The 22,166-nt window shown below is 65.5% G+C and carries 17 protein-coding genes; 16 read left to right on the top strand and 1 reads right to left on the bottom strand.

Translation table 11 applies throughout. The annotated features are described in order from the left end of the window. Positions 1-60 precede the first annotated feature (60 nt). The gene (locus CS1BSM3_RS04860) at positions 61-2,793 is read left to right on the top strand and encodes a DUF2339 domain-containing protein (protein WP_072385879.1); all 2,733 of its coding nucleotides are present in this window, start codon (positions 61-63) and stop codon (positions 2,791-2,793) included. 87 nt (positions 2,794-2,880) lie between these two features. On the opposite strand, the gene CS1BSM3_RS04855 is transcribed toward CS1BSM3_RS04860, so the two are convergent. Beyond that, positions 2,881-3,051 carry a Flp family type IVb pilin gene (locus CS1BSM3_RS04855; RefSeq protein ID WP_072385877.1) on the bottom strand — a complete coding sequence of 57 codons (171 nt, stop codon included), beginning with the start codon at positions 3,049-3,051 and terminating at the stop codon, positions 2,881-2,883. Between the two features lie 320 nt (positions 3,052-3,371). Between CS1BSM3_RS04855 and CS1BSM3_RS04850 the strand changes: the two genes are divergently transcribed. From CS1BSM3_RS04850 to CS1BSM3_RS04780, 15 genes are all read left to right on the top strand, one after another. After that, positions 3,372-3,872, top strand: coding sequence for an A24 family peptidase (locus tag CS1BSM3_RS04850; RefSeq protein WP_244540423.1), 501 nt, complete (start codon positions 3,372-3,374; stop codon positions 3,870-3,872). Positions 3,873-4,179: 307 nt separating this feature from the next. Further along, complete coding sequence (gene cpaB / locus CS1BSM3_RS04845; RefSeq protein ID WP_072385875.1) at positions 4,180-4,965, top strand: Flp pilus assembly protein CpaB; 786 nt, start codon at positions 4,180-4,182, stop codon at positions 4,963-4,965. 142 nt (positions 4,966-5,107) lie between these two features. Continuing rightward, a complete protein-coding gene (locus CS1BSM3_RS04840) occupies positions 5,108-6,871 on the top strand; it encodes a type II and III secretion system protein family protein (protein ID WP_072385874.1) in 1,764 nt (587 codons plus the stop codon). Between the two features lie 27 nt (positions 6,872-6,898). Next, the gene (locus CS1BSM3_RS04835; RefSeq protein ID WP_072385873.1) at positions 6,899-7,642 is read left to right on the top strand and encodes a CpaD family pilus assembly protein; all 744 of its coding nucleotides are present in this window, start codon (positions 6,899-6,901) and stop codon (positions 7,640-7,642) included. 65 nt (positions 7,643-7,707) lie between these two features. Beyond that, entirely contained in the window at positions 7,708-8,982 is a 1,275-nt protein-coding gene (locus CS1BSM3_RS04830; protein ID WP_072385871.1) for an AAA family ATPase, read from the top strand. A 12-nt stretch (positions 8,983-8,994) separates the two neighbouring features. Continuing rightward, positions 8,995-10,485: a CpaF family protein gene (locus CS1BSM3_RS04825; protein ID WP_072385870.1), complete on the top strand. Its 1,491-nt coding sequence runs from the start codon at positions 8,995-8,997 to the stop codon at positions 10,483-10,485. Beyond that, positions 10,478-11,476, top strand: a complete 999-nt coding sequence (locus CS1BSM3_RS04820) for a type II secretion system F family protein (RefSeq protein WP_072385868.1) — start codon at positions 10,478-10,480, stop codon at positions 11,474-11,476. Before CS1BSM3_RS04825 ends, CS1BSM3_RS04820 begins: the two co-directional genes overlap by 8 nt. A 50-nt stretch (positions 11,477-11,526) precedes the next feature. Next, a complete protein-coding gene (locus CS1BSM3_RS04815; RefSeq protein ID WP_072385866.1) occupies positions 11,527-12,501 on the top strand; it encodes a type II secretion system F family protein in 975 nt (324 codons plus the stop codon). A gap of 218 nt (positions 12,502-12,719) precedes the next feature. Further along, on the top strand, positions 12,720-14,240 hold the full coding sequence (gene glpD / locus CS1BSM3_RS04810) for a glycerol-3-phosphate dehydrogenase (protein WP_072385864.1): 1,521 nt from the start codon (positions 12,720-12,722) through the stop codon (positions 14,238-14,240). 49 nt (positions 14,241-14,289) lie between these two features. After that, positions 14,290-15,822: a M81 family metallopeptidase gene (locus CS1BSM3_RS04805; protein WP_072386685.1), complete on the top strand. Its 1,533-nt coding sequence runs from the start codon at positions 14,290-14,292 to the stop codon at positions 15,820-15,822. 166 nt (positions 15,823-15,988) lie between these two features. Continuing rightward, on the top strand, positions 15,989-17,050 hold the full coding sequence (locus CS1BSM3_RS04800; RefSeq protein WP_072385862.1) for an acyl-CoA dehydrogenase family protein: 1,062 nt from the start codon (positions 15,989-15,991) through the stop codon (positions 17,048-17,050). A gap of 50 nt (positions 17,051-17,100) precedes the next feature. Continuing rightward, positions 17,101-18,261: an acyl-CoA dehydrogenase family protein gene (locus tag CS1BSM3_RS04795; RefSeq protein WP_072385860.1), complete on the top strand. Its 1,161-nt coding sequence runs from the start codon at positions 17,101-17,103 to the stop codon at positions 18,259-18,261. 13 nt (positions 18,262-18,274) lie between these two features. Then, positions 18,275-20,428 carry an acetate--CoA ligase family protein gene (locus tag CS1BSM3_RS04790; RefSeq protein WP_072385859.1) on the top strand — a complete coding sequence of 718 codons (2,154 nt, stop codon included), beginning with the start codon at positions 18,275-18,277 and terminating at the stop codon, positions 20,426-20,428. 39 nt (positions 20,429-20,467) lie between these two features. After that, a complete protein-coding gene (locus CS1BSM3_RS04785) occupies positions 20,468-21,265 on the top strand; it encodes an enoyl-CoA hydratase/isomerase family protein (RefSeq protein ID WP_072385858.1) in 798 nt (265 codons plus the stop codon). Positions 21,266-21,340: 75 nt separating this feature from the next. Further along, complete coding sequence (locus CS1BSM3_RS04780; protein WP_072385856.1) at positions 21,341-22,156, top strand: SDR family NAD(P)-dependent oxidoreductase; 816 nt, start codon at positions 21,341-21,343, stop codon at positions 22,154-22,156. The last annotated feature ends 10 nt before the right edge of the window (positions 22,157-22,166 follow it).

Below are 22,166 nucleotides of genomic sequence, written 5' to 3'. Positions count from 1 at the left end.
GATTCGCCTTTCTTTCCCTCTGCAACTCGTGCCCGCTCGCGCCACTGGAGCCGCAAGGCCATGGACTTCGCCATCATCCTGCTTGCCGGACTGATCTGGATCTACGTCCAGTTCGGGAAGCGCCTTAAGAAGCTCGAGGAGCGGCTTACGGCCAGCGAGGCGCAGATCGCGGCGTTGAGAGCCGGCACAGGGCCGCAGGCAGGGGAGGTCACGGCACCCGAGGCGCCCACCCCGATTGCCCTGCCGCCGCCGGTCGAGACCTCGGTGCCGCCGATTGCCGAGGGCGCTCCCGAGGTGCCTGAGGCCGCCGATGCCGAACCTTCCGCCCCGCCGGCCGACGCTGCGTCCGCCAAACCCCCCCGCTCGCTCGAGGAGCGCCTCGGCACGCGCTGGGCCGTCTGGGTCGGCGGGCTTGCGCTCGCGCTGGGTGGCATCCTCATGGTGCGCTACTCCATCGAGCAGGGCATTTTCGGCCCTGGCGCACGGGTCTTCCTCGGTGCCCTCCTGGCCCTCGTCCTAGTCGGCGCTGGCGAGTGGCTGCGGCGGAGTTCGCGCGGTATCGTCGTCCCTGGGCTCGAGGCGGCGCACATTCCGAGCATTCTGACGGCCGCCGGCACCGTGACCGCCTTCGGCACGGTCTATGCCGCCCATGCGCTCTACGGCTTCATCGGCCCGGCATTGGCCTTCGTGCTGCTTGGCGCGATCGGCGTCGCGACCATGTTCGCCGCCGCCCTCCACGGGCCCATGCTCGCCGGGCTCGGGCTCGCGGGCGCCTACGCCGGGCCCCTACTGGTCACATCCGACAAGCCGAGCCCGTGGCCGGTCGTGCTCTATCTCGCGGTCGTCGCGGCTTCGGCGCACGGCCTGGCGCGCCTCCGGCACTGGCTGTGGCTCGCCGCCTTTGCGGTTGGCGGTGCCTTCCTCTGGGGACTCCCGTACATCGACCAGGCCGCCGCCGGCAGCTACGAGTGGGCACGCGCCGGCTATGCGCATGTGCTCCTGCAACTTGCGCTCGCCGCTGTGTTCATGGCGCTCGAGCCGCATGTCGGCGTCAAGGACGAGGAAGCGCAGGTCGATCAGGTGGCTGCTGCTGCGCTGCTGGCTATGGCCGTGCTTGCCGTCGCCATGCTCGCTGACAGCCGCTTCGAGGCCGTCGGCTGGGTGCCGTTCGCGGCCGCTGCCGCCGGCCTGCTGGCCGTGACGGCGTGGCTCAGTCCGCCTGCCGCCGCCGGCGCCGCATTCGCAGGCCTGCCCGTAATTGCCGTTGCCGCCTTCTGGCCGGGCCTCAAGGACGTGCCCGATGCGAGCCTGCTCGCGCCGTTCGCCGCCCAGGTTCTGCGTCTTCCCGAGAATGTCTCGGCTTATCTGACGACACTCGCTCTGCTCGGCGCGGGTACGGCAGCGGTCGCCGGGTACCGGATGTGGCGGGGCCCGACGCTCAGCGCGCCGGTCACCGGGTTCTATGCGCTCGGCGCCACCGTGCCGCTGCTGCTCGCCCTGGTGCTCGCCTATCTCCGCGTGACGCAGTTCGACAGCTCGATCCCCTTTGCGCTGTTCGGCGTCATTCTGGCTGGCGGTTTCGTCTGGGTCGCTGAGCGCTTTCTCGCGCGCGAGCTGATCGTGCCGCTTCCCGGCATCCGCCTCGCAACCGGAGCCTTTGCGGCTGCAGCCATCGCCGCGTTGAGCTTCGCGCTCGTCGCCTTCCTCTCGCGTGGCTATATGACCGTCGCCTTCGCGCTCATGGCGCTCGGGACGTCGTACGTCGCGACACTGCGCGACATTCCCTTACTGCGGCCTGCCGTGGCCGCCATCGGTCTCATCGTGCTCGGCCGCATCATGTGGGACCCGGCAATCATGGGCACCGACGTCGGGCGCATTCCGATCCTCAACTGGCTCCTCATCGGCTATGGCGTGCCGGCAGTGGCCTTCGCTATCGCCGGCCGTTTGTTGGAGCTGCGCGCCACTGACCTCGCGCAGCGGCTCGCGGATGCACTGGCTGTCGTCTTCACGGCGCTGCTGCTTTTCTTCCAGATCCGCCACGCGCTGAATGCCGGCGATCCTCTGTCCCCGCTGTCGAGCCATATCGAGCAGGGTCTTCAGGTCTTGATGGCAATCCTGCTGGCCTACGTATTGATGCGCCTCGATCTCGCCCGCAGCAATGTCGTCTTCCGCTGGGCCTCGATTGCCTTTGGCGTGATCGCGATCCTGTTCGGCGCTTTCGGCCTGCTGCTCTTTGAGAACCCGCTCATTTCGACGGGTAATGCGAATGCAGTGATGGGGCCGGTCATTTTCAGCTCGCTCCTGCTCGCCTACTTCGTGCCGGGCATCGCGGCGGCGTTCCTTGCACGCAATGCGCGTGGCGTGCGGCCGAACTGGTACGTGACGATGCTCTATGTCCTCGCGGGCGTCCTCGTCTTCTTCTATGTCACGCTCGAAATCCGCCACGCCTTCCAGGGCCCACGCATCGGCCTTTTCCGCTCGACCGGCGGCGCCGAGCACTGGGCCTACTCGGCCGGCTGGCTCCTGCTCGGTATTGTCTACCTTGCGTATGGCATCTGGCGCGGCGCGGGAGTGGCACGGCTCGCTTCGGCGATCCTGGTGCTGCTCGCGGTGATCAAGGTCTTCCTGTTCGATCTCGCCGGGCTCACGGGGCTCTGGCGCGCGCTCTCGTTCATCACGCTCGGCGCTGTGCTGATCGGGATCGGGCTCGCCTATCAGAAGCTGGTCTTTGTGAGACCGCCGGCTCAGCCAAATGCGCCGCCCGATGAAGGTGCCACCGTGTCCGGCAGCTAGCCGTTATGACGTGCAAGAGCGCGCCGCGCGGGAAGCCCGTTCCCACCGCGGTGCGCAATCACAATAGGAACTGGGATTGCAGCCGCCCTACGAGGTCGGGAAGCCGGCGTTGACCTTCGTGAAGATGTCGGAAAGGGACCCGCCGATGGCCGTGGCGCTGGCGACGATCACGATGCTTATGAGACCGGCGATGAGCGCGTATTCGATGGCGGTAGCGCCCGACGCGTCCTTCTGAAACCGCTTCAAAAGACCTGACACGACCCCATCTCCCTTTGCTCGAGCAGCGGATGTCGTGGCCTGCCATGCCTTCGCTGCGAGGGCGGACTGTAGAGGCGACATTCTTAAGGATTTCTTGGATGGATGCCGAGAAGGCCCGCATTCGGCGTCAATCCTCGTGGATGCGGTAAAGAACTTGTATCGAAAATTGTATACGGTCGGCCTCTTCCTAGCGCCGCGACAATCGAAGCCCCGGCCTCCGCCCAGGACTTAACCAAGCTTTCATCCAGCTTGCGCATACTCGGCATCGAGTGCCGTGCTGCCTGTAGTAGCCCGGACTGCGTGTGTTGGAGTATCGAGCCGTGATCGAGTACGCCGTCATCTTGATCTTCCCTGCCGCCATGGCCTTTGCCGGCGCCATGGACATGCTCACGATGACCATCCCCAACCGGATCTCGATTGTGCTCGTTGCAGCCTTCGCAGTCGCGGCGGCCATGATGGGCATCGGCTGGTGGGCTCTTGCGAGCCACGTTGGCGCGGGGCTTCTGATGCTTATGATCGGCATCGGCATGTTCGCCCTCGGCTGGCTCGGCGGTGGCGATGCCAAGCTGCTTGCCGCAACCGCGCTCTGGCTCGGCTTCGATCATCTGTTGCCGTATCTGCTGCTGGCCGCCATGGCTGGCGGTGCCCTCTCGCTGGCGATTCTCTTCTACCGTCGCCTGATGCCGCCGCTCTGGCTTACGCGCCAGGCTTGGGCCATGCGCTTGCACCATGCCAAGACCGGCATCCCCTATGGCGTAGCGCTGGCCGCTGCGGGCCTGCACGTTTTTCCCTCGACGCTCTGGTTTGCTGCCGGGATCTGACGCCGTTCCGCCATGCCTGCAGCGTGCCGCCAATGGCGAATTACAGAAGATTTTACACGCTCCGGTAGAAAATTCGCTCCAGAATCGCTACCATTGCGAGAGTAGGCCCACGTTAATTGCCGCGTTCACCGGGCGGGAGAGGGGCCAAAGCATCTGTGTCAAGTTTGCCGCGCCGACCGGCCTCTATGGGGACGGGCAATGGTCTCGTGCCTGATCAATCCCACCATTAACGCCGCATTGAGGATTGTCGGCGAGATTCCCAAACGTGGGATAGCGGGATTGCTCGTTTGAGAGGGCCTGTCGGGCGATGAAGAAGGGACAGCTTATCGGGATCGCAATCGCGGGCATCTGCGGTGTGGGTGCCTTCATCGGAATGCAGAAGCTGACGGCGAAACCGCAGGTCGTCCAGCGCGAGGTGCGCACCAATGTTGCCGAGGTGCTCGTCGCCCGCACGGACATGGGGCTCGGCGCAATCGCATCCGAATCGAGCTTCCGCTGCCAGGGCTGGCCGCAGGAAGCGGTGCCGCAGGGCGCAGTGATGTGCCGCGGCGCGGCGTCGATGAAGGAGCTGGTCGGCCACATTGCGCGGGCGCCCATCCTTGCGAACGAGCCGATCACGCGCACCAAGCTGATCAAGCCGGGTGAAGGTGGCGTCCTCGCCTCGATACTGCCCGAAGGCCGTCGCGCAATCTCGACCAAGATCACCGAGGATACCGCCGTCGGCCGTCTGATCCTGCCGAACGATCATGTCGACGTGTATCTGATCCGCCGCCTCAGGGGCCGGGGTGGCGAGGAGCATTCGAGCGAACTGCTCTTCAGCAATGTTCGCGTGCTTGCCATTGGCCAGCGGCTCGAGACCAAGGAAGGCCAGAAGGGCGTCGAAGGCAATACCGCGACGCTCGAGCTTTCGCCCATGCAGGCGGAGAAGCTCGCGCTCGCCAAGTCCATGGGCGACATCACGCTGGCATTGCGCTCGATCGCCGATTTCAGGCGTGACGGCTCGGGTGCGGAGGACGGCGAGCGCAAGCAGAGTGAGACCGTGCGCATTCTTCGCTACGGCCAGAAGTCGCGCGTGTCTGTCGGCATGCAATGATTTCGGCGCGCCGTCCGGAGCGCCGCCAAACCGAATACTGCGTGCGAGTTGCCCGTGTCAGTCTGCGTGTGTGTCTCAGAAGTTGCGTCTGCGTGCACCCCTTGTTTTGGTCGGTCGCCAGAAGGCTTTGAACCCCATGCGGATGATGATGAAATTGGCCGGTTTCGGCCTTGCCCTGGCGATTGCCGCGCTCGCTGTCGATAACGCTGGCGCGCAGACGAGATCTCTTCCGACGTCGGCGACGCGCGCCGTGCTCGAGAACGCCGTGTTCGAGGTGTCGCCGCGCGGGCCCTTTCCTCGCGTGGAGAAGGTCGAGGTTTCTCGCGGCAAATCTCTGATGGTCCAGTTTCCGTTCGGACTTCGGGAGGTCCTCGTGTCGGATCCCAACAGGGTGGATGCGGTTGTCCAATCCTCCAATCGCGTGTTCCTCCTCGCCAAGGGCATCGGTGAGGTCAATATTTTCTTCTTCAACGAGAAGGGTGATCACGTCCTCACGCTCGATGTCGAAGTCGGTGCGGGACGCAGCCTTCTTTCCTCGACGAACGGCGACGAGCGCTCGCTCAATCAGCTCAACGAGGTTCTGGCAAACCTCCTGCCGGGCGCGCAGATCAGGACCAAGCGTGTCGGCCAGTCGATCGTGCTCACCGGCAGCGTTCCTTCTCCAGCGGCGTCTGCCCGAGCGACGACGATCGCTCGCGAATATGCACGCGCGCTGATGGGGCAGGCGCGCGCTGCTGGTGCAGCTCAGGGCTTCTCCAGATATCAAGCCGCGGTTGATGACTCCTCTAATGCCGGAGGGCCCGCGGAGAGCCTTCCCGCAGGTGGTGGTGTCGAAGGCGCTAACGGCGATGCGCGTGCCAACGGCGCGGCGGCAGCCAGAGCCCGCACGACCGTGGCCGATGACAAGCTCGTCATCAATCTGCTGACGATCGAGGCCGAGGAGCAGGTCATGCTTCAGGTGGTCGTTGCCGAGGTGCAGCGCTCGATCATGAAGCAGTTCGGCATCAATCTCGGCGCAGCAATCAACTCGGGCAACTTCACCACGAGCCTACTCACGGAGAACGCATTGCCGCTCACGGCTGCTGCGGGCCTCGGACGGCTGCCGATTCCCGGCATCGGCACGGGTAGCAGTGCGACCGCGGCAGGGTGCGCTGTAGCGGGCAGCCTCTGCGTTTTCAATCCAGGCCCCAACGGCTCGTTCGGAAACTCCGGGCTTGCAGGCGGGTTCGGCTCGAGCACGGCCCAGGTCGCGTACGCCGTTCGGATGCTCGAGCGCGATGGCCTCATCCGCACGCTGGCCGAGCCGAACCTGACAGCCGTATCCGGCGAGACGGCCAAGTTCCTGGCCGGCGGCGAGTATCCGATCCCCGTCGTCGACGCGACCGGTCGCCAGTCGGTCTCGTACAAGGAATTCGGCATCGGTGTCGCGTTCACGCCGGTCGTCCTGTCCGAAGGCCGCATCAGCCTCAAGATCGAGACCGAGGTCTCGGAGCTGACCGACGTCGGCGGCGTGGTGCTTAGCTCGATCTCGATCCCGGCCCTCAAGAAGCGCGAGGCGAAATCCACGGTCGAGCTGCCGTCGGGTGGCACGCTGGCGCTCGCCGGTCTTCTCTCGGAGGACACGCGCAAGAACATCGACGGTTTCCCGGGCCTCAAGGATGTACCCGTGCTCGGCACGCTGTTCCGCTCGAATGACTTCATCAAGCGGGAGACGGAGCTCGTCGTGCTCGTCACGCCCTACATGGTGAAGCCGGTTGCACGCCAGAAGCTTGCCCGCCCGGATGACGGCCTTGCGCCGGCCTCCGACCACAAATTCAACTTCTACGGCCATCTCAACCGCGTCTACGGCAAGGATCTGCCGACGCAGGTTGGGCTCAAGGATGGCGCTGGTTTCATCATTGATTGAGCAGAGCAGGATCGACGGAGACGTATCATGACGGCCAAGAAGTCCCTTCGTGCGCGCCTGCTCGCTCCAGCGGGTACTGTTGCGACCGGTCTGATGCTCGCAACCATTGCCACCGGGCTCTCCGGCTGCCGGCCGGGCGAAGAGGAACCGGGTGTTCACGTGGCGAGCTGGGCGATGATCGATGCGCGTCAGCGCCACCCCATCGTCGTGACGGATCAGCCGGCGAACCTGACGCTGCGCGTTGCCGCCGGGGCCGGCGGACTGACGCCCGCGCAGCGCGCGCAGGCCATTCACTTCTTCCGCAACTATCGCAGTTCGGGTACGGAGGCTGGCCGTCTCGCGATTGGCGTGCCGAGCGGTAGTGACAACGAAGTCTCGTCGGTCCGCGCGCTCGCAGATCTCCGCGCGATCGTGCGCGATGCGGGCATCGACGAGGCGAACATCCAGGTGCGCCCCTACCGCGCGGGCCGCGAAGCAAGCGCGCCCATCAAGATCTCGTATGCCCGCTTCGTCGCCGAGGCGCCCGAGTGCGGTCACTGGCCGGACAACCTGGCGCATGATCGCAAGAACCTGCCGTACGCGAACTTCGGCTGCGCCTCGCAGCGCAATCTTGCGGTGCAGGTTGCCAATCCCGCTGATCTGCTCGGCCCGCGGACCATGACGCCGGCTCCCGCAGACCGTCGCGAAGTGGTGCACGGCCGGTACGTCAAAGGCCTGCCGGCGGGCGCCGCGAAGTCGGGCGACGAGCGGTTGGGGCCCATAGCCAGATAACGAACGCGAGGCCGCTCGATCCGAGGGCCGACCAACAACGAACGAATGTAAGCGAGGACAAGACTATGAGCCGCGAGCTTGCCAGACTGGAGGAAGTGGAGGAGGCCGTCGACGAGCGGATCTCGGACCGCGCGCGCCCGATCCCGCGCATTTCGATCCAGGCGTTCTGCGAGCGTCCCGAGATGGCCGACGTGGTGCAGGTCGCCGCCGAGGATCGCCGTCTCATGAAGACGCACGTCAGCGTGCATATGGGCGGTGTGCAGGCTGCCGTCGCGCACTATCAGGAAAGCCCGACGCCGAACCTGATCATCATCGAATCGACGCTGGCGCAGCGTGAGTTCCTCGCCGAGCTCGATCGCCTCGCGGAATCGTGCGACTCCGGCACGAAGGTCATCGTGATCGGTCACACCAATGACGTCGCGCTCTATCGCGAGGTGCTGCGCCGCGGGGTCAGCGAGTATCTGATCGCGCCGATCGCGCCGCTCCAGCTCATGGAAAGCCTCTCGAACCTCTACAACGACCCGCAGGCGGATCCAGTCGGCAGCGTCTACGCCTTCGTCGGCGCCAAGGGTGGTGTTGGTTCGAGCACGATCTGCCACAACGTGTCGTGGACCATCTCGGAGATGATGAAGCAGTCGGTGGTGATCGCCGACCTCGATCTGCCGTTCGGTACCGCGGGCCTCGACTTCAATCAGGATCCCGTGCAGGGCATTGCCGATGCGATCTCCACGCCGGAGCGCCTCGACGAGGTTCTTCTCGATCGCCTGCTGACGAAGTGCTCCGAATACTTGAGCATCTTTGCGGCACCCGGTGCCCTCGATCGCGAGTACGATCTCTCGGCGGATGCCTGCGATCTGGTTCTCGACGTCGTGCGCCAGAACGTGCCCTACGTCGGGCTCGACGTTCCGCACATGTGGACGGAGTGGACCAAGCGCATGGTCCTCAACGCCGACAGCGTGATCATCACGGCCGCGCCGGATCTCGCAAATCTGCGCAATGCCAAGAACATGTTCGATCTCGTCAAGCAGGCGCGCCACAACGACAAGCCGCCGATGCTGGTGCTGAGCATGGTTGGTGTGCCGAAGCGTCCCGAGATCTCGATCAAGGATTTCGAGTCGGCGATGGGCACCAAGGCGTCGGCGATCATCGAGTTCGACTGCGAGGTCTTCGGTCAGGCCGCCAACAACGGTCAGATGATCGAGGAGATGGCACCGAAGTCAAAGGCCGTACCGGCGATCCACGAGATCGCGATGGCTCTCACCGGGCGCCGCGAGCACAAATCCGACAAGGCTTCCGGCGGGCTCGGCAGCATTCTCGAGAAGCTGAGACTGAAGCGCTAAGGAGTGGCTGGCATGTTCGGCAGGCGTTCAAACGATCCGAGTGCACCGCGCCCAACGGTCCCCCAGCCGGCGGCCGGTGCGCCTGTCCCCGCGGAACCGCAGCGGGCAGCGGCGGCTGCTCCGCGGTCGACTGCAGTTGCGCCTCCGGCTCCTGCACGCATTGATCCGATCGAGCAGGCACGCCGCCACTCGGAGGAGTACTACGACGTCAAGACGTCGGTCTTCAACGCGCTGATCGACACGATCGACCTCACGCAGCTCGCCAAGCTCGAGGCCGCCGCGGCGCGCGAGGAGATCCGCGACATCGTCGGCGAGATCATCCAGCTCAAGAATGTCGTGATGTCCATCGCCGAGCAGGAGGAGCTGCTCGAGGACATCTGCAACGACGTGCTCGGCTATGGTCCGCTCGAGCCGTTGCTCGCCCGCGACGACATCGCCGACATCATGGTCAATGGCGCTGGCACGACCTTCATCGAAGTCAACGGCAAGGTGCAGAAGACGGGCGTGCGCTTTGCCGACAATGCGCAGCTCATGAACATCTGCCAGCGCATTGTCAGCCAGGTCGGCCGGCGTGTCGACGAAAGCTCGCCGATATGCGACGCGCGCCTCCCCGATGGCAGCCGCGTGAACGTCATCGCGCCGCCGCTCGCGATCGACGGCCCCGCGCTCACCATTCGTAAGTTCAAGAAGGATCGCCTCAAGCTCGAGCAGCTCGTCCAGTTCGGATCGATCACGCCCGACGCGAAGGCGATCCTCGAAGTCATCGGCCGCGTCCGCTGCAACATCCTCATCTCCGGCGGTACCGGCTCGGGCAAGACGACGCTGCTCAACTGCATGACCGGCTCGATCGATGCCGACGAGCGCATCATCACCTGCGAGGACTCCGCGGAGCTCCAGCTCCAGCAGCCTCACGTGGTCCGCCTCGAGACGCGCCCGCCGAACCTAGAAGGCGAAGGCGAGATCACGATGCGCGACCTCGTCAAGAACTGCCTGCGTATGCGGCCTGAGCGGATCATCGTCGGCGAGGTCCGCGGACCAGAGGCCTTCGATCTGCTGCAGGCCATGAATACGGGCCATGACGGTTCCATGGGCACGCTGCACTCGAACAGCCCCCGTGAAGCCATCAGCCGTCTCGAATCCATGATCATGATGGGCGGTTACTCGCTTCCGACCAGGACCATTCGCGAGATGATCGTCGGCTCGATCGACATCATCATCCAGGCGTCGCGTCTGCGCGACGGCTCGCGCAAGATCACGCACATCACCGAGGTCGTGGGTATGGAAGGTGATGTGGTCACGCTGCAAAATCTGATCGTCTTCGAAATCACGGGCGAGGACACGAACGGCAAGATCATCGGCCGCCATCGCTCGACCGGCATTGCGCGCCCGCGCTTCTGGGAGCGGGCCGAGTACTACAACGAGACCGAGAAGCTCTCGCGGGCATTGGCGAACTCGGAAGTTCTCGACTCCATGGGCCGGACGATGGGAGAGGCCGATGCTTGATCCTGAGGTGATGCAGCTCGGGCTCGTCGGGCTCGCTGCGCTTTCCGCAGCGGCCATCATCTACATTCTCGCCTATCCGCTGCTGTCGGGCTCTACGAGGACCGAAAAGCGTATCCAGGGCGTCACGGAGAACAAGACCAAGCGTGCGGTCCGCAATGCCCAGGCGGAGCAGATCAGCAACCGTCGTCGGCAGGTCGCCGACACGTTGAAAGAGCTCGAGCAGAAGCAGAAGCAGCGCGAGAAGCTGACGATGCGCAAGCGTCTCGAGCGCGCCGGCCTCGATGTCACGCCACGTGTCTTCTGGCTTGCGAGTATCGTTGCGGGCGCGGCTTTTGGAACGATCACGTTTGTGTCGCTGCCGGGCATGACCCCGCTCATCTCACTTGCCGTCGCATTCGTCGGCGTCTTCGGACTGCCGCGCTGGGTCGTCAACCGCATGATCAAGCGGCGTCAGTCGAAGTTCCTCGACGAGTTCGCCAACTCGATCGATGTCATCGTGCGCGGTGTGAAGTCGGGCTTGCCGCTGAACGAGTGCCTCAACATCATTGCGCGCGAGAGTCCGTCGCCGATCAAGGAGGAGTTCAAGGAGCTGGTCGAGCAGCAGCGCGTCGGCGTGCCGCTCTCCGAATGCTTCGAGCGCATGATGGATCGGATGCCGCTCCCTGAAGTGAACTTCTTCGCGATCGTCATTTCCATCCAGCAGCAGGCGGGCGGCAACCTCTCCGAGGCTCTGGGTAATCTTTCCGGCGTGCTTCGCGACAGAAAGCGCATGCAGGCAAAGGTGAAGGCGCTGTCGGCGGAAGCCAAGGCCTCGGCGGGCGTGCTCGCGGCTCTGCCGTTTGCCGTGATGCTGATGGTGTACTTCTCGACGCCGAACTACATCAAGATCCTGTTCACGGCAAAGATGGGGCAGTTCCTGTTGCTTTGCGCGGCAATCTGGATGACCTGCGGTGTCCTCGTGATGAAGAAGATGATCAACTTCAAGTATTGAGCCGCCCGTGCAGCCTGCGTGCTGCGGCGAGCGAAAGGAGACCGGGGACCATGGTCGATCTCATCGAAGCCTTCATGAGCCCGCAGTTGCTGGTGATGCTCCTCGCGGCTGCCGCAACCTTCGCGACGGTCTTGACGGTCGCCATGCCGCTTCTTTCGCGCGACCGCATGGCATTCCGCATGAAGTCCATGGCAACCGAGCGCGACAAGATGCGCGCGGCCCGCATGGCGGAGTTCTCGAGAGAAGGTCAGGCTGGTCGCCTGCGGCAGACGCCGAAAGGCTTCATGCAGGAGATTGTGAACCGGCTCAATCTGCGCAAGGCATTTGACACCGACGAGGTGCGCGACCTCCTGAAGATGGCGGGCCTGCGCGGCCAGGCGCCGCTTGTGGCCTACATGTTCTTCCGCCTCGTGATGCCGATCATCGTCACCATCGTGGCACTCATTTATCTCTTCGGCATCCTGAACCTCCAGCATCCGCCGATTGCGAAATTCGGCATGGCGATCGCGGCGGGCTACTGCGGCTTCTACCTGCCGAACGTGTTCCTCAAGAACCTCGTCCAGAAGCGGCAGGCCTCGATCTCGCAAGCATTTCCGGACGCGCTCGACATGCTGCTCATCTGCGTGCAGGCGGGCATGTCGATCGAGGCGGCCTTCGGCAAAGTATCCAAGGAGGTCTCCAGCCAGTCGCTCGAGCTCGCGGAGGAGTTCAGCCTGACCACGGCCGAGCTCTCCTATCTGCAGGAACGGCGCGCTGCCTTCGAGAATCTCGGCAAGCGCACGGGCATCGCCGGCATCAAGGCTGTCGCCACCGCGCTCATCCAGGCGGAGCGCTACGGAACGCCCGTCGGTCAGGCCCTGCGCGTGATGGCCAAGGAGAACCGCGACATGCGCATGTCGGAGGCCGAGCGCAAGGCCGCGGCGCTGCCCCCTAAGCTGACCGTTCCGATGATCGTTTTCTTCCTGCCGGTGCTGTTCATCGTCATTCTCGGCCCGGCAATCATCCAGGTCATGAAGCTGAACTAGCGCGATCGTCGAAGACTTCGCCTGATCTCGCGGCGCGGTGCTGCACGGCTGTTGCATTGCAGCCAACAGGACCCTGAGCCCCCAGTCGAGGCTAGCTTAGCGGGGGCGGTTGGGTTACAGGCATCCCTATGGAAGCTGCCGCCCGTCATGATGGCCCGGTTGAACCGCGACCGGGGCTTCTGGAGGGCGGCACGAGCCCGAGCGACAGGCCCTGACCCGTGCGACCTCCTGATGCATATGATCTCGCGATCATCGGTGGCGGGATAAACGGTTGCGGAATCGCAGCAGATGCCGCCGGTCGCGGACTGACGGTCCTGCTCGCCGACATGGGCGACCTCGGCGGCGCGACGAGCTCGGCAAGCTCCAAGCTCGTCCACGGCGGCCTGCGCTACCTCGAGCACTATGCTTTCCGCCTCGTGCGTGAAGCGCTCGGAGAGCGCGAGGTGCTGTTGGCCAAGGCACCTCACATCATCTGGCCGCTGCGCTTCGTGCTCCCGCACATGCCGGGCCAGCGTCCGGCCTGGATGCTGCGGGCCGGCCTCTTTCTCTACGACCACCTCTATCGGCGTAAGGCCGTGCCGGGATCCGCCGCGCTGGATCTCACGCGCGAACCTGGTGGCCGCCCGCTCAAGCCCGAGCTCACACGCGGCTTCGCCTACTGGGATTGCTGGGTGGATGATGCCCGCCTTGTCATTCTGAATGCGCAGGCGGCGGCGGAGCGCGGCGCGGAAATCCTGCCGCGCCATCAGGTCACGGCCGTGCGGGCAGAAGGGGCGCTCTGGCGGATCATGATCCGCAATGGCGCACAGGAACGCGAGATCAGGGCGCGCGCGCTCGTCAATGCTGCCGGCCCCTGGGTGGACAAGGTCGGCGGCCTCATCGACAGCGCCGCAGCTCCGCGCCTGCGCCTCGTGAAGGGGAGCCACGTCATAGTGCCGCGTATTGCCGGCGCCGACGATGCCTACCTCATGCAGAATACCGACGGCCGGATCGTTTTCGCGCTTCCCTACGAGGAGCATTTCACGCTCATCGGCACGACCGATGTGGCCTATGACGGCGATCCTGCGTCAGTCACCATCGACGAAAGCGAGATCGCCTACCTGCTCGACCTTGCGAGCCGCTTCTTCCGCACGCCGCTTCAGCGCCAGGAGGTCGTCTGGGCTTATTCGGGCGTCCGGCCACTCTACGACGACCAGTCGGACAACCCCTCGGCCGTCACGCGCGACTATCATCTCGAACTCACGGCATCCGCCGGCGTGCCGCCGCTGCTGACGGTCATGGGCGGCAAGGTGACGACGTACCGCCGCCTTGCCGAGGAGGCGCTCGAACGCCTGCGCCCGCATCTTGCAGGCATGGGCCCGGCCTGGACTGCCGGGGCGCCGCTCCCAGGCGGCGATCTTGTCGAGAGCGGCCGCCTCGCCGCATCTCCGGTCGCTGCCTTCCAGCAGTTTGTTGTGCGCCTCGGGCAGCAGTATCCGGGCTTCGAGCGTCCCTACCTCGTGCGACTTGCCCGCCGTCATGGCGCCCGCGTGCCGGCCGTGATTGGCGATGCGCGCAGTCTCGCCGATATGGGGGCTCTTCTCGGGCCGAGCCTCACCGAGCGTGAGGTCGTCTATCTCAAGGAGCACGAGTGGGCCGCGAGCGCCGAGGACATCCTCTGGCGGCGAACCAAGGCCGGGCTCCACCTCGGCGCCGACGAGCGCGCACGCGTCATGGATGCCATCGCAGCTTTGCTTTGAAGGCGAGCGGCGCGATCAGCAGAACAAGAAACAGGAGAGCCCCGCGATCATGACCGACATTGCCCCGCCCCGCGTCGCCATCATCGGTGTCTGGCTCGAGAGCAACCGTCAGGCGCCCGTCGCCTACGAGCAGGACTTCAAGGACTTCTACCAGCTCGAAGGCGCGGCGATCCTGGAGCGGTCGCGCGAGGCTAATCCCTCGATCATGGGCGAGGCCGCAGCGTTCGTGAAAACCATGGACGCGACCGGCCCATGGGAGCCCGTACCGATCCTGCTGGCGGGCTGCCATCCGCACGGGCCGATCGACGGCGCGCTCATGGACAAGTACCTCGCGATCTGCCGCAAGGGGCTCGCCGAAGCAGGACCGCTCGATGCCGTTTATGTCGCCAACCACGGCGCCATGATCGCAACCGACCGCGATGATCCCGACGGCGAGCTGATCGCACTCGCGCGCGAGATCGCAGGGCCCAAGGCGCGGGTCGTCGTCACGCTCGATCTGCACGGGAACATCTCCGAGCGCATGGTCGAGCAGTGCGATCTCATTGTCGGCTACCGCACCAACCCGCACGTGGACTACGTGGAGCGCGGCGAGGAGGCAGCCCTCGCGCTCCGTCTGATGCTTGCGGGCCTCGCCGATCCCAAGTCCGCCTTCATCCGCCTGCCGCTGACGCCGGCCTCCGTGAACCTGCTCACCGCGAGCGGCCCTTACGGCGAGATGATCGACTATGGCACGCGCCGCCGCGCCGAGCTTGCCGGCGACATTCTCAATGTCTCGCTCTTCGGCGGCTTCGTGTTCTCCGACAGCGAGAAGAACGGCGTCGCCATTGTCGTGACGGCACGGCGTGACGTTGCGCGTGCGCAGATGCTCGCGCGCGAGATTGCCGAGCTCGGCTGGAACAATCACGCGCGCTTCAGGAAGAAGCTCACACCGCTCTCGGACGCCGTGCAGCTTGCGCTCAAGTCCAACCGGCCGCCGGTCATCTATTCGGACTCCGGCGACAACCCGGGCGGCGGCGGGACGGGACGTACGACCGAGCTGCTTTCGGCACTCGTGTGGGCCGGTGCGGAGAATGTGCTGATCGGCAGCTTCTTCGATCCACCGCTCGCGAAAATGGCGCATGAGGCCGGCGTCGGCGCGCGCATTCGTGCGTGTTTCAACAGCCATGCGGGCCTTCCCTGCGACGCGCCTTTCGAGGTCGACGCGGAAGTGGTCGGTCTCCACCATGGCACGATCGTCGGGCGGCTCGGCTATGCGCAGGGGCGCACCATGCACCTCGGCCCTTCGGCGGCGCTTAGGATCGGCGGCGTGACGGCGATCGTCATTTCCGACCGGATGCAGACGGCGGATCCGATGTTTTTCGAGATGTTCGGTCTCGATATCGGCAAGGCGGCGACGGTGGTGGTCAAATCACGCGGGCATTTCCGCTCGGGCTTCATCCCATGGTTCCCGCCCCAGAACGTCTATGAGGTCGACACGGAGGGGCTGACATCACCGGTTCTGGAGCGCCGCCAGTGGCAGCGCATTCCGCGACCCTCCTATCCGCTCGACGAGGACGTGAGCTGGACGCCGCCCGAGTGGTGAGGTGACAAGCGGACGCAGCCCGCTATGCGCAGCGGGCAGATCAATTTTTACGCGTCGCACTTGCCAACACGGGCCTCTTGGTGCCAAACCCTAAGTCCGGACAAAGTCACCGGGCGTGGGGACAGGCGCACGGTGAGATCGCCAAGCTGTCCCGTGGGGAGCCAAAGTGAGCGAGACGAGCGCCATCGTCGCGGAGACGGCCGCACGTATTTTCGAGGATCTTGCAGATCCGCAGACTGTTAACCAAGCCAAGGACGAGAGCTGGCAGGCGCCGCTTTGGTCTTCGCTCGAAGAAAGCGGGCTGACGCTCGCGTGGGTGCCCGACACGCTCGGCGGTGCCGGCGCCTCGCTCTCAGACGGCTTCGAGGTCGTGAAGGTGGCGGGCCGCTTTGCTGCGACCGTGCCGCTCGCCGAGACGCTGCTCGCAGGCTGGCTGCTTTCCGAGGCGGGCCTCTCCTCGCCGACAGGCGCCATGACCGTCGCGCCCTCGCGCTGGTCCGATGAATTGAAGATCGACGCCGCGGGCGTGCTCACGGGCAAGGCGCGCAACGTGCCCTTCGGCAAGAGCGCCGAGCACATTGCCGTGCTGGCTGATGGGCCGTCTGGTCCGGTCGTCGCACTCGTGAAGCTCTCGGACGTCCGTCCGAGCGACGGGCACAATCTCGCAGGTGACTCGAGCGTCGAGATCGCTTTCGACAAGATCAAGGCCGTCGCGCACGCCGCGGCGCCCGCAGGTCTCGATCGCCAGCGCTTCATGCTGCTCGGCGCGACCGTGCGCGCAAACCAGATGGCCGGCGCCCTCGAAACCGTCCTCGCAATCACCACGCGCTATGCCGGCGAGCGCGTCGCCTTCGAGAAGACCATCTCGAAGTTCCAGGCCGTGCAGCACAACCTTGCGCGCCTCGCAGGTGAGACGGCTGCGGCTGTTGCGGCTGCGGGCTCGGCGGCAGACACGTTCGCCAACGGCATCCTGGACGACCGCTTCTTCCTCGAAGCGGCCGGCGCCAAGGTTCGCGTCTCGGAAGCGGCGACCGAAGGTGCCTCGATCGGCCATCAGGTCCATGGTGCGATCGGCTTCACCAAGGAGCACATCCTGCACCGATTCACGCTGAGGCTTTGGTCCTGGCGCGATGACTTCGGCAACGAGAGCGACTGGGCCGTGCGGCTCGGGCGCATGATTGCCGCCAAGGGTGCGGACGAGCTCTGGCCGCTCGTGGCTTCAAGGTGATGGGCTTCGCGCTGAGCCCCAATTCTCTCTGCTTTTAGGGACGCAATCCCATGACCGCCGCTATTCAGTTCGATCAGCTCCGCCTCCCTCCCGAGTGCGAGAAGCTGCGTGACGAGGTTCGCGCTTTCATCGCCGAGGAGACCGAGGGCGGCAGCATCAAGCCCACCGGCGCCACGGGGGGCGACAGCTTCAGCCGCGAGTTCAGCCGCAAGGTCGGCGCCAAGGGCTGGCTCGGCATGACCTGGCCGAAGAAGTACGGCGGCCACGAGCGCACGTTCCTCGAGCGCTACGTCGTCACCGAGGAGCTGCGCGTCGCCAATGCGCCGACGCGCCTGCACTTCGTTGCCGACCGCCAGAGCGGCCCGATCCTGCTGAAGTATGCGCCCGAGCACATCAAGATGAAGGTGCTGCCGGCCATCTGCCGCGGCGAGTGCTGCTTCGCCATCGGCATGAGCGAGCCGAACTCGGGTTCCGATCTCTTCGCCGCCCGGACAAAGGCCACTAAGACGGACGGCGGCTGGCTCATCAACGGCACGAAGATCTGGACGTCGAACGCACATCAGGCCGACTACATGATCGGCCTCTTCCGCACGTCCGCGCCGACCAAGGAGAACCGTCGCCACGGCCTCACGCAGTTCCTCGTCGACATGAAGACAAAGGGCATTACGTGCAACCCGGTCTACCAGATCACCGGCCATCACGACTTCAACGAGGTCGTGTTCGAGGACGCGTTCGTGCCGGACGATCATGTGCTTGGCGAGATCGATGGCGCCTGGAAGCAGGCGACGAGCGAGCTTGCCTATGAGCGCAGCGGCCCTGAGCGCTTCCTTGAGACGTACTATGTGCTTGAGGAGCTCGTGCGCGTGCTCGGTCCCGATCCCGACGTGCGCGGCGCCGAGGGGCTCGGCCGCCTGGTCGCGCAGCTCCACACGCTGCGCCGCATGTCCGTCTCGGTTGCGGGCATGTTGCACGCCGGCAAGGAGCCCGTGCTCGAAGCCGCGATCGTCAAGGACGTCGGCACCATCTGGGAGCAGCGCTTGCCGCATCGCGCCCGCGAGCTGGCGGCGTTCAGCGAGCCGGAGGCTACCAACCAGATCCCCTTCGACAAGAAGCTTGCCTACGCGACGACGATCGCGCCCAAGCTGACCATTCAGGGTGGCACCACGGAAGTCCTGCGCGGCATCATCGCGCGCGGTCTCGGCCTGCGTTGAGGTAAGTCGAACAATGGCCGATATCGCAAAGCTTCTCTCGCCGCGGAATGTTGCTGTTATTGGCGCTGCCCCCAAGGGGCAGGGCCTGCGCGGGCGCATCCTCGAAATCCTCACCGCGCACCCCTATGCCGGCTCGATCTATCCCGTGAGCCGCAGCAATGGTGAAGTGCAGGGCCTGAAGGCGTACCCGACCATCGGCGCCGTGCCGGGGCCGGTCGATCTCGCGGTGCTCATCATTCCAGCCGAGTTCGTCGTCGACGAGCTGCGCCGCTGCGGTGAGGCGGGTGTCGGCGCGATCATCGTGCTGAGCTCTGGCTTTGCCGAGGAGCCGGGCGAGGCCGGCGCCAAGAAGCAGGCTGAGATCAAGGCCATTGCCGCCGAGTACGGCATGGCCATCATGGGCCCGAACTCCGAGGGCTTCGCCAATCTGCCGCTGGCGCTCTGCCCGACCTTCAGCCCGGCGGTGGCGCCGGGAAATCTGTCCCTGTTGCCGAAGATGCCGCTCGGCGGCCGGCGCGTGTCGGTGATCGCGCAGAGCGGCGGCATGGGCTTCGGTTTCTATGACCGTGGCCGGCCGAAGGAGCTGGGCTTCAATCACATCGTCACCACGGGCAACGAGGCCTGCCTCGAAGTGCTCGACTACGCCGATCATCTGATCGACGATCCCGGCACCGACGTGCTGCTCATGCTCGTCGAGGACATCAAGACGGGTTCGAAGTTCTCAACGGTTGCCGAGAAGGCCCTGCGCGCCGGCAAGCCCATTATCCTGAGCAAGATCGGCCAGTCCGATGCAGGCGCGCGCGCAGCCGCCTCGCACACGGCGGCGCTCGCGGGCTCGTACGCGAGCTTCAGCGCCATGGCGCACCACTACGGCATTGTCGAGGGCCGCGATCTCGAGCACATGGTCGATCTGGCGCAGGGCTTCCTCGCTGCTGGTCCCGACCTGCCGGCCGGACGCCGCGTCGGCATCTGCACGGCCTCGGGTGGCGGCGGCGGATGGATTGCGGACGCCTGTGCGGCGGCCGGCCTCGAAGTGCCCGAGCTCGATGCCGCGACGCGCCGCGAGATCGACAAGATCATCCCGAGCTACGGCACGTCGCAGAACCCCGTCGACGGCACGGCCCAGGCCATTCGCAGCGCCGGCTATGCGGGCCTTGCGGGCCGCGTCGCGCCTTCGCCCATGGTGGATGGCATCATCGTCGTCATGAGCGGGCGCGCGGGTGAGCATGTCGCCCACGAGCGCGAGGCGCTCATCAAGCTTCGCCAAGAGACGAAGAAGCCGATCTTCATGTGGAGCTACACGCTCCCCGTGTCGCTGACGCTGGAGACGCTGGCGGAGGCCGGCTATCCGCTCTTCACGAACATGCACAATGCCACCGGCACCATGGCGGCCATGGCCGACTATCGCGAGCGGCGCGAGCGCTTCCTCGCGGCCCCGGCGGTCGCGCGCGTCGCGGCACCCGTTCACGAGCACGCCAGCGAGATGCTCTCGAAGAGCCGCGGTGCGCTCACCGAATACGAGGCGCGCCGCGTGCTGGCGGCCTACGGTATTGGCCATACGACAGGCCAATACCTCGCCAAGACCGTCGAGCAGGCAGCGGAAGCAGCGGCCGCCATCGGCGGTCCCGTGGCGATGAAAGTCCAGTCGCCCGACATTCTGCACAAGACCGAGGCCGGCGGCGTCGCGCTCGGCATCACGGAGGCGCGCGTGCGCGAGGCCTTCGCGACGATCATCGAGCGCGCGCAGGAATATGCGCCGGATGCGAAGATCGACGGCGTGCTCGTGCAGCCCATGGCCGAAAAGGGCCGCGAGGTCATTCTCGGCATCAACACCGATCCGCTGTTCGGGCCGATGCTCATGGTCGGCCTCGGCGGCATCCATGTCGAGGTGCTGAAGGATGTGGCGCTCGGCCCCGTGCCGCTCTCGAAGCCGGCGGCACTTGCGCTCATTGACCAGCTCAAGGGCCGGGCCTTGCTCGACGCGCAGCGCGGTGCCCCCGCGGCGGACGTCGATGCCCTTGCCGAGCTGATGGTGAAGCTGTCGCGCTTTGCCGCCGATCATGCGGAGGCCATTGCCGAGATCGACCTCAATCCCGTCTTCGTGCATCCTAAAGGTCAGGGTGTGACGATCGCGGATGCCCTCATCATCCAGCACGGGCACGGCTGAACCCCCGCGCAACACGATTTCCTGCTGACGGAGAGCCCTATGAGCACCTTCACCGACATCACCATCGAGCGCAGCGGGAACGTCGCGACGATCGCCATCCAGCGCCCGCCGCACAACTTCTTCGACATGTCGCTGATCAAGCAGATCGCGACGGCGCTCGAGGGTTTCGACAGCGAGATCGACATCCGTGCGATCGTGCTGGCGAGCGAGGGCAAGTCCTTCTGCGCGGGTGCGAACTTCGGCGATGGTAGCGCCCTCGACAAGCAGGGCAACCGACCCGGCGAGAGCACGCTCAACAGCTCTGGCCATCTCTATCAGGAGGCCGTGCGCATTTTCCGCGCGAAAAAGCCGATCGTGGCTGCCGTGCAGGGGCCGGCCATCGGCGGCGGTCTCGGGCTCGCCGTCGCGTGCGACTTCCGCATTGCCGCGCCGGAGGCGCGCTTCTCGGCGAACTTCACCCGCCTCGGCTTCCACCCCGGCTTTGGCCTGACCTACACGTTGCCGCGCCTGATCGGCGTGCAGCAGGCCTCCAAGATGTTCTACACGAGCCGCCGCCTCACGGGTGAGGAGGCGCTCGCCATTGGTCTTGCCGACGAGGTCGTGCCGCTCGCTGACGTGCGCAAGCGCGCGCAGGAGTTCGCCGCCGAGATCGCCGAGAACGCGCCGCTCGCCGTGCAGGCGACACGCGCGACAGTCCGCGCCGGCCTCGCCGACAAGGTCAAGGAGCAGACCGACCACGAGCTGAGCCTTCAGCAGAATCTGCGCGCTGCGGAAGACTTCAAGGAAGGCGTGAAGGCCTATGCCGAGCGCCGCAAGCCGAACTTCACGGGGCGGTAACGTACGGGACGGCGCATGAGATGTGACAACCGGTTCGCTCAATGAAGCCGGATGGACAAGCAACGGAGGAACACCATGCCCGCGGGCTACAATGACGATCCGGGTCTATCCGGCAAGGTCGCGATCATCGCCGGTGGCGGCGCCGCCGGCGACGGCATCGGCAACGGCCGCGCGGCTTCGCTTTTGCTGGCATCCTCGGGCACGAAGGTGCTCGTCGTCGATCGCGAGCTGGCGCTGGCACAGCGCACGGTCGACATGATCACTGCCGAGGGCGGTACGGCAGCGGCACATGCGGCCGACCTCACGGACGAGAAGCAGTGCAAGACGACGGTCGAGGCGGCCGTGGACCGCTTCGGCCGGCTCGATTTCCTCGACAACAACATTGGCATCTCGAGCCGCGGCACGGTCGTCACCGAGCCGCAGGAAACCTGGCATCGCATGATGCAGGTGAATGTCGAGGCGATGTTCCTCACCTCGAAGTACGCCATTCCCGCCATGATCAAGACCGCGGGCAGGGGCGCGATCGTCAACGTCTCCTCGATCTCGGCGCTGCGCCCGCGTGGCCTCACGATCTACACGACGACCAAGGCCGCGATCATCGGCCTGACGCGCGCCATGGCCGTCGATCACGGCAAGGAAGGCATCCGCGTCAACTGCATCTGCCCGGGGCCCGTCTACACGCCGATGGTCTACGCACGCGGTATGAGCGACCAGGCGCGCGACAATCGCCGCCGCGCTTCGACGCTCGCCATCGAGGGGACGGGGTGGGACATCGGCAACGCGGTGCGCTTCCTGATGTCGGATCATGCCCGCTACATCACTGGCCACACGCTCGTCGTCGATGGCGGCACCACGCTGCAGGCGCCCGAGCGTGAGAGCGAGAGCGAATAACAAGCCGACC

This window comes from Hyphomicrobium sp. CS1BSMeth3, assembly GCF_900117415.1.
In the GTDB taxonomy this organism is placed as follows: Bacteria; Pseudomonadota; Alphaproteobacteria; order Rhizobiales; family Hyphomicrobiaceae.
This window is presented reverse-complemented; position numbering and strand designations above follow the sequence as displayed.